The sequence below is a fragment of the Dactylosporangium fulvum genome (assembly GCF_025137375.1).
GTDB classification, from domain to species: Bacteria; Actinomycetota; Actinomycetes; order Mycobacteriales; family Micromonosporaceae; genus Dactylosporangium; species Dactylosporangium fulvum.
The window spans coordinates 1,915,807-1,931,617 of sequence record NZ_CP073720.1; the positions used below are offsets into that span (position 1 = coordinate 1,915,807).

Below are 15,811 nucleotides of genomic sequence, written 5' to 3' on the forward strand. Positions count from 1 at the left end.
AACCACACAGGTACGACAACTTTCAGAATCGCGCGAACGACCGCAGGGGCATCCGCGGGCCGAACCGCGGTGCGCCGATGCCCGCGGCGGCGAAAAGCGTGCAGACCCGGCCGCGGTGCCCGGCGTACGGCGCGAGCAGCTCCAGCATGTGCTCGTCGGTGCCGCGGGCCGCGCCGGTGAGTGCGTACGCGACCACGTTCTTGAGGTGGTAGTCGCCGACCGACACCGCGTCGGGATCGCCGAACGCCACCCGGGTCACCTCGGCGGCCGTCCACGGCCCGATGCCCCGGATGCTGACCAGCCGCGCGGTCGCGGCGGTCGCGTCGGGGGAGCGCTCCAGCGCGGCGGCCTGCGCCGCGGCCCGGCGCAGCGTCTCGGCCCGCTTCTGCTCGATGCCGAAGGGGTGGAACACCCAGTACGGCGTGGCGGCCACCGCCTCCGGATCCGGTGGCAGCCGCAGCCGGGCGAACGGGCCCGGTGCGGGCTCGGTCGTGAAGTGGCGCAGCACCTTCCGGTACCCCTGCTGTGCCTCGATGCCGGTGACCTTCTGGTAGAGGATCGCCGGGACCAGGTGGTGGAAGATCCGGCCGGTCGCGCCCATCCGCAGCCCGGCGTGCTCGTGGGCGAGCCGCGCGACGAGCGGGTGCCGGCGGGCCAGCTCGGGGAAGCCGGTGAGGTCGTCGCGCAGCCCCGCGACGGCGTCGGCGCGCGCCATGAGCCAGTCGGCCCCGGGCCCGAACGCCTCCGCGTGGACAAAACCGTCGGAGAACGTCAGGTGCAGCGTGCCCGGCCCGTCCGGGGTGCGCGTGGCGAACCAGGCCTCGCGGGAACCGACCGAGAGTGTGGGGTCACCGTGGATGACCGCCAGGCCGTGCAGGGTGCCCGCGAAGTCATACCGCGCCGGGGCCGCGAACCTCACGCCGCCGCCCGGGACAGGGCACGGTGCAGCAGCCGGGCGTCGCCGAGCATGGTGCGAAGTTTACGCTCCAGACCCGCGATCGGGATGAGATTCTGCGGCGCCCTCGGGTCCTTGTACGCCGTCGAGGCGAACCGGGGGAGCGTCACCGCCGACAGGTCGGCCAGGGCGACGGCGTCGGCCGGCGCCAGGTCCGCCGCGCACTCCGCCCGCACGAGCCCGGTCCACGGCGACCCGGCCGGCCCGGGCAGCCGCAGGTACCACGCGAACCTGTGCCACGACGTGCCCAGCAGGAACACCGGCGAGCGCTGCCCCGCGCGCAGCGTGGTCACGACCGCCGTCAGGTCGGCCGGGAGGTACTCCTTCTGGTGCGTCTTGATGTAGCCCAGCGCCCGCGGCAGGTGCGCGCGCTCCTGCAGGGGCCCGTCGACGATCAGCAGGTCGCCGTCGGTCCGCTCCTCGTTCGACACACCGACCTCGAGCGCACGCATGTGCCGTTGTACGCCCAGCGCCAGGTCCTTCGGCTCACCCCGGGACACCCGCCGCGCCGGGTAGCGGATGGTGCCCGCCACGATCGGCGGCAGCGGGTCGAGCGGCGTGAACAGCCCGCGCTCGATCCGTGTGGTGGCGACCTGCGCGACTCCCCGGTCGAGGTCGCAGCGGACGACCCCGGCCGCGTACGACGCCGCGACGCCCGGATGCGTGGTGCCCTCGTCGTCGGTGACCCAGACCCGGGCGTCGACCCGCTGCACGCCGTCGACGATGAGCACGGTGCCGGGTGGCCGCAGGCCCGGTGTCGGCTCGATCGGGCGCCACGCGGCGGCGGGCAGCTCGACGTCGGCCTGGATCTGCGCGCTGCTCTGCGCCTGCGGGCCCCCGGGCCCTTCGGCGGCGTCGAACGCGCTGCCGTAGGCGGGGTCCCAGGCGTCGACGTGGAGCTTCACAGGCCGACCCTCTCGATGTGGGCTGTACGGGCGTCCCGCCGGACCTCGAACCGCACCGGGATCCGTTCGGCCAGCGCCCCGACGTGGGTCACCACGCCGACCATCCGGTCACCGCGCGCGGCCAGGTTCTCCAACGTCGCCGCGACGGTGTCGAGCGTGGTCGCGTCGAGCGTGCCGAAGCCCTCGTCGAGGACGATCGACTCGAGGCTCGCCCCGGACGCCGACATGCCGGCCAGCTGGTCGGAGAGCGCCAGTGCGAGCGCGAGCGACGCCTGGAACGTCTCGCCGCCCGACAGCGTCCGCACCGCCCGGCGCAGCCCGGCGTCGTGGTGGTCGACGACGAAGAACTCACCCTTCTCGTGGCCCAGGTCGTACTGACCGTTGGAGAGCTCCCGCAGGGTCCGCGAGGCGCCGTCGACGAGCGTGTCCAGGGCCTCGGCGAGCAGCCAGCGCTCGAACCGGTCGGCCCGCAGGTGCTGGGCGAGCGCCTTGGCGACCTGGCTCTCCTTGGCGACCTCGTCGCGCTGCCCGCGGATCCGCTCCGCGTCGGCGCGCCGCTCCTCGATCCGCCGCAGCGCCGCGTCGGCCCGCTCCAGCGCGACGGCCGCCTCCCGCGCCGGCTCCCCGCCCGGCGCGGGCAGCCCGGCGTCGGCGAACACGGTCAGCAGTTCCTGCCGGACGTCGCCCACCCGGTGCTCGGCCGACTTCAGCTCGTCGACGGCGGCCTGCCGGCCGGCCCGGCGGCGGCCCGCCTCGCCGGTCGCCCAGGCGGTCAGCGTGGCCCAGGCGTCGGCGAGGTCCTCGCGGTTCGCGGGCGGCGGCGCGTACGCCGCGAGCGCGTCCCGGGCGCTGTCGAACGAGCGCCAGGCGGCGCGCAGCCGCTCCTCGGCCCGGTCGGCGGTCGTGGACGCCTTGCGGTGCGCCTCGCGCGCCTTGCGGACCTCCGCGCCGGCCTTCTCCAGTGCCCTGCCGAGCTTCGCGATCGCGTCGAGGTCGCGCCGCAGCGCCTCGGGGGCCGGCGCCCCGTCGAGCGCCTTGTCCAGCGCGGCGAGCCGCGCGTCGACCTGCTGGGCGTGGGCCTTGGCGGTCGCGAGCGCCCGGTCGAGCTCGCGGACCGTGCGGTCGTGCTCGGCGACGATCTTGTCGGCGGCCTCGCTGCGCTTGCGGGCCGTCTTCCCGGCGGCCTCGGCCGCGGCGACCGCCGAGTCGTGCGGGACGTCCGGCACCGCGTGCACGGTCTGCGTGCACACCGGGCACTCCTCGCCGGCCCGCAGGTGCGGCCGGAGCGCGACCGCCCGGTCGACGGCGACCGCGGTCTGGTAAGCCTCCCGTGCCGCCTCCAACGCGGCCAGCGCGTCGGCCGCCTGCACCTTGACCCCGGCGAGGGCGTCGACCGCGGCGGTGTGCTCACGCTCGGCCCGCTCGACCGCGCCCTGGACCGAGGCGGCCTCGACGGCGAGCGTCGCGCGCTCGCCGTGGGTGTCGAGCAGCCGGCGCAGCGCCGCGGCGTCCCCGGCCGCCTGCAGTTCGCCGCGCAGCTTCTCCTCCTGCTCCTCGGTGGCCCGGGACCCGTCGAGCGCCTCGGCGACCGCGGCGCGGGCCGTCGCGGCGGCCGCGGCCAGCGTCGGCGCCTCGGCCGGGACGGCGACCGCGGTGAGCTGGCCGATCTGGGTGTCGAGCGCGGCGAGCGCCTCCGCCGCCTGCGCCGCGAGCCGGCCCGAGTCGGTGAGCTGCGGCGCGATGCGCTCGACCCGCTCGACGAGCGCCCGCAGCGTCTCGACCCGGCCCTGCGCCGCGACCAGGGCCGCGTCGTCGACGTCGGACAGCGCGGTGAGCTGCTGGTCGAGCACCTTCAGCTTCGCGTCGGCGGTGGTGCCGAGCGTGGCGGCCTTCTCGCGGATGTGCCCGTACACGTCCAGGCCGAGCAGGTTGACCAGGATCTTCTGCCGTTCGGCCGGCTTGGCGTGCAGGAACGCCGCGAACTCGCCCTGCGGCAGCACGACGCACTTGGTGAACTGCTCGTAGGGGAGCCCGACGACGGCCTGGATCGCCTCGTCGACCTCGCCCGGTGTGCCGGCGAGCACCTCCGCGACGTCGTCGGCGGTCAGGCCGTAGGCCAGCTTGCCCAGGTCGAGACCGGGTGCCAGGGCCTCGAGGCCGGCGTGCTTGGTGGTCACCGCGCCCTTGCTGTCCCGGCGGACGACCCGGGACAGCACGTACCGCACCCCGGCCGACTCGAAGACCAGCCGGACCTTGGCCTCAACGGCCGACGGGGCGAGCGCGTTGGCGATGGCCCGCCGGTCGCCCCAGCGCGGGACGGTGCCGTAGAGCGCGAAGCAGATCGCGTCGAGGACGGTCGACTTGCCCGAGCCGGTCGGCCCGACGAGGGCGAAGAAGTCGGTGTCGGTGAAGTCGACGGTCGTCGGTTCCCGGAAGACGGTGAACCCGTCGAGGTCCAGGCGGATCGGCCTCATGAGGACACCACCTCGTCGTGCAGCCGGTGGAACAGGGATACGGTCGCCTCGTCGGCGTGTCCCCGCTGGCCGAGGTAGTCGGCGAACAGCTCACCGGGCGACCGTCCGGCACGGGCGCCGGACGAGCTGTCCGCGGCCTTCGGGTCGGGCAGCAGTTTGGGATCGATGCGTACCTCGAGTGCCTTCGGCAGCAGCTCCTGGACCTCTTCGCGCAGGCCCGCCCGCGGCGGCTCCTGCACGTACACCCGCAGCCACGCGTCACCCGTGTCCAATGTGGACAGCTGGGCGAGCGTGCCCCGGACGGTCCGCAGCGGGGTCGCGACCGGCAGGGGGATCTCCCGTGCCCGGGCCGCGGTCGTCGCGGTGACGTCGACGACGCAGGCGGTCGAGAGATTCTCCTCCTCGCCGAAGTCGATCGGCAGGGGACTGCCGCTGTACCGGATCGGGCAGGGGCCGTTGACCGCCTGCGCCCGGTGCAGGTGCCCGAGCGCGACGTAGTGCGCCGACGACGGGAAGACCCCGGCCGGCACGGCGTAGCCCATGATGGTGTGCGCCTCGCGCTCACCGCCGCCCATCGTCGCGCCGATGACGGTGAGGTGGCCGGTGACGAGGTTGACCGTGCCGTCGCCGAACCCCTTGGCCAGCACCGAGATCAGCTGACCGATGGCGCTCGCGTACGACTGGACGGCCTCGGCGGCGCTCAGGTCGAACATCTCGCTGGCCCGCAGCGCGTACCGCTGGGAGACGAACGGCAGCGCGACGAGCCGCCACTCCTCGCCGCCCTTCGTCGTCCCGGTGACGAGGTGCTCCTCGGGCCGGCCGACGGCGCCGCGGACGGTGATCCCGGCCGCGTCCGCCCAGGGCCGCAGCGCGTCGAGGGCCGGGCCGTTGTCGTGGTTGCCGCCGATGACGACGACCTCGGCGCCGGTGCGGCGCAGCGCCGACAGCCCGCGTGTGACGATCCGTGTCGAGTCGGCGGTCGGGCTGGCCGTGTCGTAGAGGTCACCGGCGACGATCACCAGGTCGGGCTGCTCGGCCTTGGCGACCTCGACCAGCGCGTTGAGCGCCGAGATGTGGTCGGCGGCCCGGGACTGGCCCTTGAGGACCTTGCCGACGTGCCAGTCCGAGGTGTGCAGGATCCGCACCCGGTCTCCCCTTTCTAGAACGGGATGTCGTCGTCGGAGATGCCGCCGCCACCGACCCGGGCCGCCATCGCGAACGGGTCGCCGGCCTGCACGATCGAGCGCAGGGTCGAGCTCGGCGCCGCACCCGCCTCGCCGGGGCGGGTCGCCCACGACGGGAACGGGAACTCGATGCACAGCGGCACCGGGATCTCCGGCTGCGAGACGAACATGGTGCCGGGCTTGGCCAGCAGGGCGCGCTGGCGCTGGGCCGGGGGGAGGAAGCCGTACTCCGGGCGGGAGGCCTCGGCGGGGTCGAGGCGGCCGACGACCCGGATCGCGGAGTTGGCCACGATCCGCCGCTCGACCTCGCTCGCGGTCTGCTGCGCGCCGATGAGCACCACGCCGAGGGAGCGGCCGCGCTCGGCGATGTCGAGCAGCACCTCCTTGATCGGGCTGGTGCCCTCCCGCGGTGCGTACTTGTTCAGCTCGTCGAGCACCACGAACAGCAGCGGCTTGGCGGTGCCGGCCTTCTCCTTGCGCTCGAACTCGGTCCGCAGGGTCACGCCGACGACGAACCGCTGCGCGCGGTCCGGCAGGTTGTGCAGGTCGACCACGGTCACCTGAGCGCTCTCCGCGGTGTTGATCTGGTGCGGCCTGCGCACCGCGAGGTCGCCGCGGATCAGCCGGGAGAGGTCCTTCTTGCTGCCGATGAGCCGCCGGGCGAAGGCGTTGACCGTGCCGAGGCCGACGGCGCTGCCCGCCCACTGGCCGCGCGTGGCGTCGTCGTTGAGCTGCTCGACGACGAAGTCGACGAGGTCCGCGTAGGAGTTCAGGCGGGTGCCGTCGATCGCGACCCCGCCCTCGGCCGGCTGCGCGGTGCGCGCCAGGTGAGCGGTCACCGAGTGGACGACCATCGTGTACTGCTGGCGCTCGTCGTCGGCGTCGGCGAACACGTACGGCAGCAGCCGGTCGGTGCAGAACTCCGCCAGCGTCCAGTAGAACGGGTCCACGCCGGACAGCCGGCTGCTGACGTCGGGCGTGCCGCTGGAGTCGCCGGCCCGCGGCGGCGCGTAGACCCGCACGTCGGGGAAGGGGCCGGCGATCAGGCCGAGCCGCGCGTAGCTGTCCTCGGTCGCCCGGTCGAGGCGGCTGTTCGGGTGGTCGAGGAACAGCAGGTCCTCGCCCTTGACGTTGAAGATGAGCGCGCGGGTGTTGGCGGTCTCGCCGGCGCCGCCGAGCACGCCCGAGCGGAAGACCGAGTAGAGCAGGAACGTCGCGAAGCTGGTTTTCGTCGCCACGCCGGAGATGCCGGAGATCGACACGTGTGCGCCCCGGGTGCCGTCGAGGAAGTCGGCGTTGAGGAACATGGGCGCGCCGTCGCGGCCGAAGCCCATCGGGACGGTGCGGTCCATGCGGTCGAAGTACAGGGCGCCGGCCCGTGCCTCGCCCCGCGCCCGGTGGACCAGCGCGCCCGGCGTCGGCGGCACGTAGACCTCCGGGTCGACCCGGGTGGTGGTGATCTCGGCGGCCTCCTGGATCGTCGCCGGGAGCGTGCCGTCGGCGACGAGGAACACGTCGGAGTCGAACACGACGCCCTCGTGCCGCGCGCGGACGGCGGTCACGACGCCGGCGATCTTCACCGGGTCGTGCCCGGGAAGCTCACGATCCGTGACGACGACGTCATCGAGTTGCAGGTAGGCGCCGTCCTCGACGGCCACCCAGAACGTCAGCGGGGTCGCGTCGGCGGTACCGAGCACCCGGCCGACGACGGGCCCGTCCGCATCGGTGGCTGTCTCGTCCTCCATCGTGGACCCCCAGTACATGTGTTCGCCTGTGCATCGTGCCTCAAGACCGCCAGCGGGTCGAAGCCACCACGCCAACGGTGAACGGTTTCATGATTCAAAATGCGGACAAAACCGGATGCAGCACGCTGTTGTCCACAGGGTTGGGGTGGGTTTTCCACAGGGCTGTGGGCGGCGTTGTGGACAGGGTGTGGATCGCGGCCTATCGCGAGTACCGCAGCATCAGCTGTCCTTCCGCGAGCAGGACGTGACGCAGCGTGAGGCGCTCGGGGGTTGCCAGCGGTGGGCCGGCGATGATCCGATCGGGGCCCGGACCGGCCAGCAGTGGCGACAGGGTGAGGCACAGCTCGTCGACCAGCCCCGCTGCGGTGAGTGACCCGAACAGCTGCGGGCCGCCCTCGCTCAGCAGTTGCCGGAGCCCGCGCCCGTGCAGGTCGGCGACCGCGGCGGCCAGGTCGACCCGGTCGTCGCCGTGGCGCACGACGTCGGCCACCTCGGTGAGTCCGTCGTCCGGCTCGGTGGCCGAGCGCGTGACGATGATCGGCCGGACCGGCGCGTCGGCGAGCGCGGGGTGCGCCGGGTCGAGGTCGGCGCGGCCGGAGACGACGACCAGCGTCGGATACTCCGCCAGGCCGTTGGCCCGCCGCCACGCCCGGCGCTCCTCGTCGAGGCGCAGCGCCCGGTAACCCTCCTCGCGCAGGGTGCCGGCGCCGACCACGAGCGCGTCGCACAGCATGCGCAGGATGCCGAAGACCCGTTTGTCCTCCGGGCTCGACAGGCCCTCGGACCTGCCCTCGACGGTGCCCGCGCCGTCGAGGCTCGACACGAAGTTGAGCCGCAGCCACGGGCTCTGCCCGACCCGGTAGAGCGCGGTCAGGTCAACGGGATCGGCCGTGGTGGGCCACAGTTGCTGCACTCGCCGAATCTACTGCCCCTACTCGCCTCACTCGCCCGGCGGTCCGGTGACCGGCGGTGTCGGCACGGGCTCGCGGTGCTGGCAGTCGCAGTGGCTGCGACCGGGGCACTCGTCGTGTCGTTTCTCCCGACACGCTGGACAGATCACACTTTCAGCGTGCGCCGCCCGCCCCGCACGGTCAACAATGACTGCACCATGGCACGCTTGATCTACCAACTGCGGATCGCCCTCGACGGCGTCGAACCACCCGTCTGGCGGCGGGTGCTGGTGCCCGGCGGCTTCACACTGGACCGGGTGCACCGGGTCGTGCAGTTCGCGATGGGCTGGAGCGACCGGCACCTGCACGTGTTCGACATCAGCGGCGTGCAGTTCGGCGTGCCGGACCCCGACGGCCTGCTCGAGGTCCGCGACGAGCTCGACGCACGCCTGGACGCCGTGGCGCAGAAGGGCGCGCGGCTGCGGTACACGTACGATTTCGGCGACTGGTGGGAGCATGAGATCGCGGTCGAGGACGTCGTACCGGCTGATCTGGACACCCGCTACCCGATGTGCGTCGGCGGCGAGCGGGCCTGCCCGCCGGACGACATCGGCGGCCCGGACGGCTACCACGACTTCCTCACCGCCTACGGCGATCCGGCGCACCCCGACCACGCCTCGATGCGCGAGTGGCTGGGCCGCGACTTCGACGCGACACGGTTCGACGCGTCGCGCGCCACGGCCCTGTTGCGCCGGATGACGTGACCTTGTTGCACTCAGCGTGACACTGCGCTGGTGGCGCTGCTGGCGCTCGGCCGACGTGGCGCTGTTGGCGGTTGGCGTGGCGCTGCTGGGGCTCGACCGACGTGGCGCTGTTGGCGGTTGGTGTGGCGTGGTGCTGTTGGCGCTCGACCGACGTGGCGCTGTTGGCGGTTGGCGTGGCGTGGTGCTGCTGGCGCGGCGCGGCGCTGTTGGCGGTTGGCGTGGCGCTGTTGGCGCTCGACCGACGTTGACCTTGGTGGGATTCCGTGGCCCTGACCACGGAATCCCACCAAGGTCAACTCGATGGTCGGATGAATCTTTCACGACAGGGCCCACCCGTTGCGCGTCCAGGTGCGGTCAGCGGCCCGGGTCGGCGGTGTGTGCGCGTTGCGGTGGCGGGCCTGAGCCGGTCGGTGGTGCGCGGACCGGCGGACGCTTCGTTGCTGGTCGCCGGCCGGTCGTGCGGGCCGCCAGATGCTTCGTGCGTTGGTCGCCTGGCCGTTTCGTGTGTTGGTCGCCTGGTCGCTTCGCGCGCTGATCGCCCTGCCGGTTGTGCTGGTCGTGGGCCGCTGGGCAGGTCGGGGACTGGCGGTTTTCGTCCTGGCGCAAGGGTGCTCCGGCCGGATGCCACACGGCGATGCCGATCGATGATGGCCTACCTCGCCCACGAGTTCGCGGCGGTCTTCGAGCCCATCTCAAGATGCGCTGCCATCGATGGATAGCCAGTGAGGAACATCGATCGAATAAGAGTGTTGAGCGTCGATGGATGGGACTGGCTGTCGGCGACGTTCATCGATGCTGCACGGCTGGACGACGGGCGGCCCTTCAGGTAGGGAGCCGTCGGCGACAAATCCCGCAAAGCCGGACAAGCTAGGATGTCGAAATCTCGCGGTAACGAAATGGGAACGCTCCCATTGCCCCATTGACACGTCGGCGTTTGCGGTCCACGCTCGTGGGAGCGCTCCCGAGGCTGTGGCAGGTGCCACACCCCGCAGCCGTGGGGGCATCAATTCGCATGCCCGCCAGACCCCGACAGGGGACCGGCACCAGGCCCTGTCGCCCACGCATCACACCCCCCACACCCACACCCATCACGACCTGAGAGAGGGGTCAGGATGAGCGTCACCTCGCGCCGCCTGCGTTCGATCGCTGCGGCAACGCTCACCGCAGGGCTTGCCCTCGGTATGGGAGCGTGCAGCGCAAAGAACGATGAGCCCAGTGCCGACGGCACCGGGCCGGTGACCATTTCGCTGTCCTACTTCGGCACGCCCGGCTTCACGCAGGCGGTCAAGGACTTCGCGGCGAAGAACCCGAACATCAAGGTCAACGTGAAGAACGAAGGCCAGACCAAGGACTTCGTGCCGAAGCTGGCCCAGCAGATCTCCGCAGGCAGCGGCGCGAGTGACGTGGTCATGCTCGAAGAGGGCATGCTCCTGCAGTACCTCAAGGACAACAAGGGCTTCGCCAACCTGCTCGACCTGGGCGCGTCGTCGCTCGAGAGCGAGTACCTGGCGTTCAAGTGGAAGAACGCCTTCACCGCGGACGGCAAGAAGCTCGTCGGTCTCGGCACCGACGTCGGCCCGCTGGCCATGTGCTACCGCACGGACCTGTTCCAGAAGGCCGGCCTGCCCACCAGCCGCGACGAGGTCAGCAAGCTCTGGCCGACGTGGCAGGCCTACGCCAAGCAGGGCGAGGCCTTCAAGGCCAAGAACACCGGCGCGGCGTGGGTCGACTCGGCCACCTCGATCATGCAGCCGTACATCATGCAGAACAGCGACACCTGGTTCTACGACAAGAGCGACAAGTACGTCGGTGACACCAACAAGGCGGTCAAGGACGCCTACGACCTGGGCATGGACATGGCCGCCAAGGGCCTGACCGCCAAGCTGCAGCGCTGGCAGGCGGACTGGGACGCCGCGTTCAAGAACGCCGCGTTCGCGACCGTGCCGTGCCCGCCGTGGTACACCGGTGTGATCAAGGAGCGGGCGGGCGACGCCGGCAAGAACAACTGGGACATCGCCACCATCCCCGGTAAGGGCGGCAACTGGGGCGGTTCCTACCTGGCGATCCCCGAGCAGAGCAAGCACAAGAAGCAGGCGTTCGAGCTCGTCAAGTACCTGACCGGCAAGGACGGTGGCCTGGCCGCGTTCAAGGAGGCCGGCCCGCTGCCCTCCTCGGTCTCCGCGCTCGCCGACCCGACGCTGACCGGTGCGACCAACGACTACTTCAACAACGCCCCCGTCGGCCAGATCTACGCCGGTGCGGCGAAGGACCTCAAGCCGATCTACCTGGGCCCGAATCACCAGGCCATGTGGGAGAACGGCCTCGAGCCGGCCATGCAGGCCGCCGAGCAGGGCAAGCTCACCGCCCAGCAGGGCTGGGAGAAGGGCATCAAGGACAGCAAGGCGCTGGCCGAGGACTGATCGAGTCCGCTTGAAGAGGGTGGAGGTGGCGTCCACGCGAGTCCGGTGGACGCCACCTCCACCGCTTGACCGGAGCCGGAGCTGATTGAGCCGAGTCGCTCAAAGGGAAAGCCGGAGGAAGGACCCACCCCATGACCACCAACGTCGGCGAGGTCACCGGGCCCCGCCACGGGCGTGCACCGGGCAGGCCGCCGAAGACGCGCACCGCGCGTGTCGGCGGGCTGGACCTCAAAGTGTCGCCGTACTTGTTCGTCGCGCCGTTCTTCCTGCTCTTCGCGGTGTTCGGGGCCTACCCGCTGGTCTACACGGCCGTCCTGTCGCTGCGGAAGAACACGCTCACCGGTGGCGACCAGGGCTTCGTCGGGTTCGAGAACTACGCCAAGGTCCTCACCGACGACCACTTCTGGACGGTCGTCTACAACACGTTCGGCCTGTTCATCGTCGCGACCGTGCCGCAGCTGGTGCTCGCGCTGATGGTGGCCAGCTGGCTCAACAAGAAGATGCGGGCCCGCACCGCCATCCGGATGGGCGTGCTCGTACCGAACATCACGTCGGTGGCCGCGGTCGGCATCCTCTTCGGCCTCATCTTCGCCGACCGTTACGGCCTGGCGAACTGGCTGCTGCAGACCGTCGGGCTCAACCCCATCGAATGGCGTGGCAGCCGGGCGGCGTCGTGGACCGCGATCGCGTTCATGGTCGACTGGCGCTGGATCGGCTACAACGCGCTGATCTACCTCGCCGCGATGCAGGCGATCCCGAAGGAGCTGTACGAGTCGGCGGCGCTGGACGGCGCGTCGGCCGTGCGGCGGTTCTGGCGGATCACGGTGCCGCTGATCCAGCCGACGATCCTGTTCACCGTCATCATCTCCACCATCGGTGGCATGCAGCTGTTCACCGAGCCGCTGCTGTTCAACTACGGGCGCATCCAGGGCGGCACCCTCAACGAGTTCCAGACCGTCGCGATGTACATCTACGAGACCACGTTCATGAACAACTACAACGTGGGTCGTGGTGCGGCGATCTCCTGGCTGCTGTTCCTGATCATCCTGATCTTCGCGCTGGTGAACTTCCTGCTGGTGCGCAGGTCCGTTCGAGGGACGACCTCATCATGAGCACGCTGACCCCGGTCGCCGCGCCGCAGAAGAAGGTGCCGGCGCCTCCGCAGAAGCCCAAGGGCAAGGGCAAGGGCCGGGTCCGCAGCGCCTCTACGGCGCTGTGGCAGGCCAGCCCGCTGACCTACCTGGCGCTGATCCTCACGATCGTGCTGTCGATCTTCCCGATCCTGTGGTCGTTCATCGTGGCGTCCCGGGACAACAGCGCCGTCACCGCCATCCCGCCGCCGCTCCTGCCGGGGCCGAACTTCTTCGACAACGCCAAGCGGGTGCTCGAGAACAGCGACGCGAACTTCGTCTACGGTCTCGTCAACTCCGCTGTCGTGGCCGGCTCCGTGACGGTGTCCGTGGTGTTCTTCTCCACGCTCGCCGGCTTCGCGTTCGCCAAGCTGAAGTTCCGTGGCAAGAACGCCCTGCTGCTGATCATCATCATGACGATGATGATCCCGACCCAGATCAACATCATTCCGCTGTACCTGCTGATGGTGAAGCTGGACTGGACCAACACGCTGCAGGCGGTCATCGTGCCGTTCCTCGTGCAGGGGTTCGGCGTGTTCATGATCCGGCAGTACGCCGAGTCCGCGATCAGCGACGAGCTGATCGAGGCGGCCCGCATCGACGGGGCGTCGACCTGGCGCACGTACTGGAGCGTCGTGCTCCCCGCGCTGCGTCCGGCGGCGGCCGTTCTCGGCCTGCTCACCTTCATGCAGACATGGAACGACTTCCTCTGGCCCTACGTTGTGCTCAACGGTGACACGCCGACGGTGCAGGTTTCGCTGAACATCCTGGCTACCGGTTACTACAAGACCGACTACGTGCAAGTCTTTACCGGGACAGCTCTGGCGATCGTGCCGCTGCTCATCGTGTTCATCGCATTCGGCCGCCAGATCATCGGCGGCATCATGGAAGGTTCGGTCAAGGCGTGACCAGCATCGACCCGCTGACGTTCCCACCCGGTTTCCTCTGGGGGGCGGCCACCGCGTCGTACCAGATCGAAGGTGCGGCCGCCGAAGCCGGTCGCACCCCGTCGATCTGGGACACGTTCAGCCACACCCCTGGAAATACGCTCGGCGGGGACACCGGCGACGTGGCGTGCGACCACTACCACCGCTACCGCGAGGACGTCGCGCTGATGGCGGACCTGGGGCTCCAGTCCTACCGGTTCTCCATCGCGTGGCCGCGGGTGCAGCCGGGCGGCAGCGGGTCGATGAATCAGCAGGGCCTGGACTTCTACCGGCGGCTCGTCGACGAGCTGCTCGAGCGCGACATCCTGCCGTGGGTCACGCTGTACCACTGGGACCTCCCGCAGGAGCTGGAGGACGCCGGCGGCTGGCCGGCCCGCGACACCGCCGCCCGATTCGCCGAGTACGCCGCGCTGGTGCACGGCGCGCTCGGCGACCGGGTCCGGCACTGGTCGACCTTCAACGAGCCGTGGTGCTCGGCCTTCCTCGGCTACGCGTCGGGCGTGCACGCGCCCGGCCGGAAGCACGCGCCGGACGCGCTGGCGGCCATGCACCACCTGCTGCTCGGCCACGGCCAGGCGGTCCAGGCGATCCGCGCCGCGGACGCCGGGGCGCAGCTGGGGATCACGCTCAACCTCTACGCGATCTCGCCCGCGGACCCGGCCGAGCCGGGTGACCTCGACGCCGCGCGGCGCATCGACGGCCTGGCGAACCGCGTCTTCCTGGATCCGGTACTGCTGGGCCGCTACCCCGAGGACGTCAAGCAGGACCTCGCCGGGGTCAGCGACTTCGGGTTCGTCCGCGACGGCGACCTGGAGACCGTGGCCGCGCCGCTCGACTTCCTCGGGATCAACTACTACAGCCGGCACGTCGTCGCCGCGCCCGACCCGGACGTGACCGCCGAGCCGTACTGGCGCGCGCCCACCTCCTGGCCGGGCAGCGAGGACGTGCGGTTCCAGAAGCGGCCCGGCGTCCCGGTCACCGACATGGACTGGGAGGTCGACGCGCCCGGCCTCACCGAGACGCTGGTGCGGGTCGCGAAGGACTACCCGGCCGTCCCGCTCTACATCACCGAGAACGGCGCCGCCTACCGCGACGCCGTCGAGCCCGACGGCAGCGTCGACGACCAGGACCGGGTGGCGTACTTCGACGCCCACTACCGGGCCTGCCACGACGCGATCGCCGCCGGCGCGCCGCTGCACGGCTACTTCGCCTGGTCGCTGCTCGACAACTTCGAGTGGGCCTGGGGATACACGAAGCGGTTCGGGATGGTGCGCGTCGACTACGAGACGCAGGAGCGGACCGTCAAGGCCAGCGGACACCGGTATCGCGAGGTCATCAAGCACAACGGCCTGGCCGGATAGCGTGCGCCGGCCGACCCTCGACGAGGTCGCGGCCCTGGCCGGCGTCGGCCGGGGCACGGTCTCGCGTGTGATCAACGGCTCGCCCCAGGTGAGTCCCGAGGCACGCGCGGCCGTCCGCAAGGCGGTCGACGAACTGGGTTACGTGCCCAACCGCGCGGCCCGGGCGCTGGTGACCCGCCGCACCGACTCGGTGGCGCTCGTCGTCTCCGAGTCGGAGGAGCGGGTCTTCGGCGAGCCGTTCTTCGCGGGCATCGTGCGCGGCGTGAGCTACCAACTCGCCGACACGCAGATGCAGTTGTGGCTCGCCATGGCCCAGTCCGTCGCCGAGCGCACCCTCGTCGAACGGCACCTCAGCGACCAGCATGTCGACGGGGTGCTGCTGCTCTCCCTGCACGACGACGACCCGCTGCCGCTGCTGCTGGCTCGGCGCGGGGTGCCGACCGTCCTCGGTGGACGGACCGCGCACATGCTGGAAACGGGTGAGACCGGGCACGTGGACGTCGCCTTCGTCGACAACGACAACGAAGGCGGCGCCCGGTCCGCCGTGCAACACCTGCTCGACCTGGGACGCACCTGTGTCGCGGCGATCGCCGGACCGCAGGACATGGGGGTGGGCAAGGCCCGCCTCCGTGGCTACCGGGAGGCGCTGCGCCTCGCGTCCCAGCCGTACGACGACCGGCTCGTCGCATATGGCGACTTCAGTGAGGCGAGCGGCGCCGACGCGATGCACCGCCTGCTCCATCTCAACCCGGGCCTCGACGCCGTCTTCGCCGCCTCCGACCTGATGGCCGTCGGTGCCATCCGCGCCCTGCGAGAGCAGGGCCGGAAGGTGCCCGCCGAGGTTGCCGTGGTCGGGTTCGAGGACTCCACCGTGGCCCGGCAGACCCAACCTCCGCTCACCACCGTGCACCAGTCGGTGGAGGGCATGGGTCGCGAGATGGCGCGGCTTCTGCTGGCCCGTATCGCCGGCGGGCCGGCCCACTCGACTGTGCTCGACACCCATCTGGTGGTACGCGAGTCAGCCTGACCACCCCGC

General features: G+C 71.2%; 12 protein-coding genes. 6 read left to right on the forward strand and 6 right to left on the reverse strand.

The window, feature by feature from the left end; all coding sequences use genetic code 11:
• Positions 1 to 22: 22 nt before the first annotated feature.
• From Dfulv_RS08910 to Dfulv_RS08935, 6 genes are all read right to left on the reverse strand, one after another.
• Complete coding sequence (locus tag Dfulv_RS08910) at positions 23 to 919, reverse strand: DNA-3-methyladenine glycosylase family protein (protein ID WP_406567951.1); 897 nt, start codon at positions 917 to 919, stop codon at positions 23 to 25.
• On the reverse strand, positions 916 to 1,860 hold the full coding sequence (locus tag Dfulv_RS08915; protein WP_259862169.1) for a hypothetical protein: 945 nt from the start codon (positions 1,858 to 1,860) through the stop codon (positions 916 to 918). The genes Dfulv_RS08910 and Dfulv_RS08915 overlap by 4 nt, the downstream gene beginning before the upstream one ends.
• Entirely contained in the window at positions 1,857 to 4,334 is a 2,478-nt protein-coding gene (locus Dfulv_RS08920) for an AAA family ATPase (RefSeq protein WP_259862170.1), read from the reverse strand. Before Dfulv_RS08920 ends, Dfulv_RS08915 begins: the two co-directional genes overlap by 4 nt.
• Positions 4,331 to 5,479 (reverse strand): exonuclease SbcCD subunit D, encoded by a 1,149-nt coding sequence (locus Dfulv_RS08925; protein WP_259862171.1) that lies wholly within the window; start codon positions 5,477 to 5,479, stop codon positions 4,331 to 4,333. The genes Dfulv_RS08920 and Dfulv_RS08925 overlap by 4 nt, the downstream gene beginning before the upstream one ends.
• A 14-nt stretch (positions 5,480 to 5,493) precedes the next feature.
• A complete protein-coding gene (locus Dfulv_RS08930) occupies positions 5,494 to 7,263 on the reverse strand; it encodes an ATP-binding protein (RefSeq protein ID WP_259862172.1) in 1,770 nt (589 codons plus the stop codon).
• A gap of 199 nt (positions 7,264 to 7,462) precedes the next feature.
• Positions 7,463 to 8,185: a pyrimidine reductase family protein gene (locus Dfulv_RS08935; protein WP_406568008.1), complete on the reverse strand. Its 723-nt coding sequence runs from the start codon at positions 8,183 to 8,185 to the stop codon at positions 7,463 to 7,465.
• 186 nt (positions 8,186 to 8,371) lie between these two features.
• Here Dfulv_RS08935 and Dfulv_RS08940 point away from each other — a divergent pair, with 186 nt between their 5' ends.
• The 6 genes from Dfulv_RS08940 to Dfulv_RS08965 all read left to right on the forward strand — a co-directional run bounded on the left by Dfulv_RS08940 (position 8,372) and on the right by Dfulv_RS08965 (position 15,802).
• Positions 8,372 to 8,917 carry a plasmid pRiA4b ORF-3 family protein gene (locus Dfulv_RS08940; protein WP_259862173.1) on the forward strand — a complete coding sequence of 182 codons (546 nt, stop codon included), beginning with the start codon at positions 8,372 to 8,374 and terminating at the stop codon, positions 8,915 to 8,917.
• 1,235 nt (positions 8,918 to 10,152) lie between these two features.
• Positions 10,153 to 11,337: an extracellular solute-binding protein gene (locus tag Dfulv_RS08945; RefSeq protein WP_259862174.1), complete on the forward strand. Its 1,185-nt coding sequence runs from the start codon at positions 10,153 to 10,155 to the stop codon at positions 11,335 to 11,337.
• A gap of 131 nt (positions 11,338 to 11,468) precedes the next feature.
• Positions 11,469 to 12,449 (forward strand): carbohydrate ABC transporter permease, encoded by a 981-nt coding sequence (locus Dfulv_RS08950; RefSeq protein ID WP_259862175.1) that lies wholly within the window; start codon positions 11,469 to 11,471, stop codon positions 12,447 to 12,449.
• Complete coding sequence (locus Dfulv_RS08955) at positions 12,446 to 13,375, forward strand: carbohydrate ABC transporter permease (protein ID WP_259862176.1); 930 nt, start codon at positions 12,446 to 12,448, stop codon at positions 13,373 to 13,375. Before Dfulv_RS08950 ends, Dfulv_RS08955 begins: the two co-directional genes overlap by 4 nt.
• Positions 13,372 to 14,775, forward strand: a complete 1,404-nt coding sequence (locus tag Dfulv_RS08960) for a GH1 family beta-glucosidase (protein WP_259862177.1) — start codon at positions 13,372 to 13,374, stop codon at positions 14,773 to 14,775. The genes Dfulv_RS08955 and Dfulv_RS08960 overlap by 4 nt, the downstream gene beginning before the upstream one ends.
• A complete protein-coding gene (locus Dfulv_RS08965) occupies positions 14,738 to 15,802 on the forward strand; it encodes a LacI family DNA-binding transcriptional regulator (RefSeq protein WP_259867561.1) in 1,065 nt (354 codons plus the stop codon). Before Dfulv_RS08960 ends, Dfulv_RS08965 begins: the two co-directional genes overlap by 38 nt.
• The last annotated feature ends 9 nt before the right edge of the window (positions 15,803 to 15,811 follow it).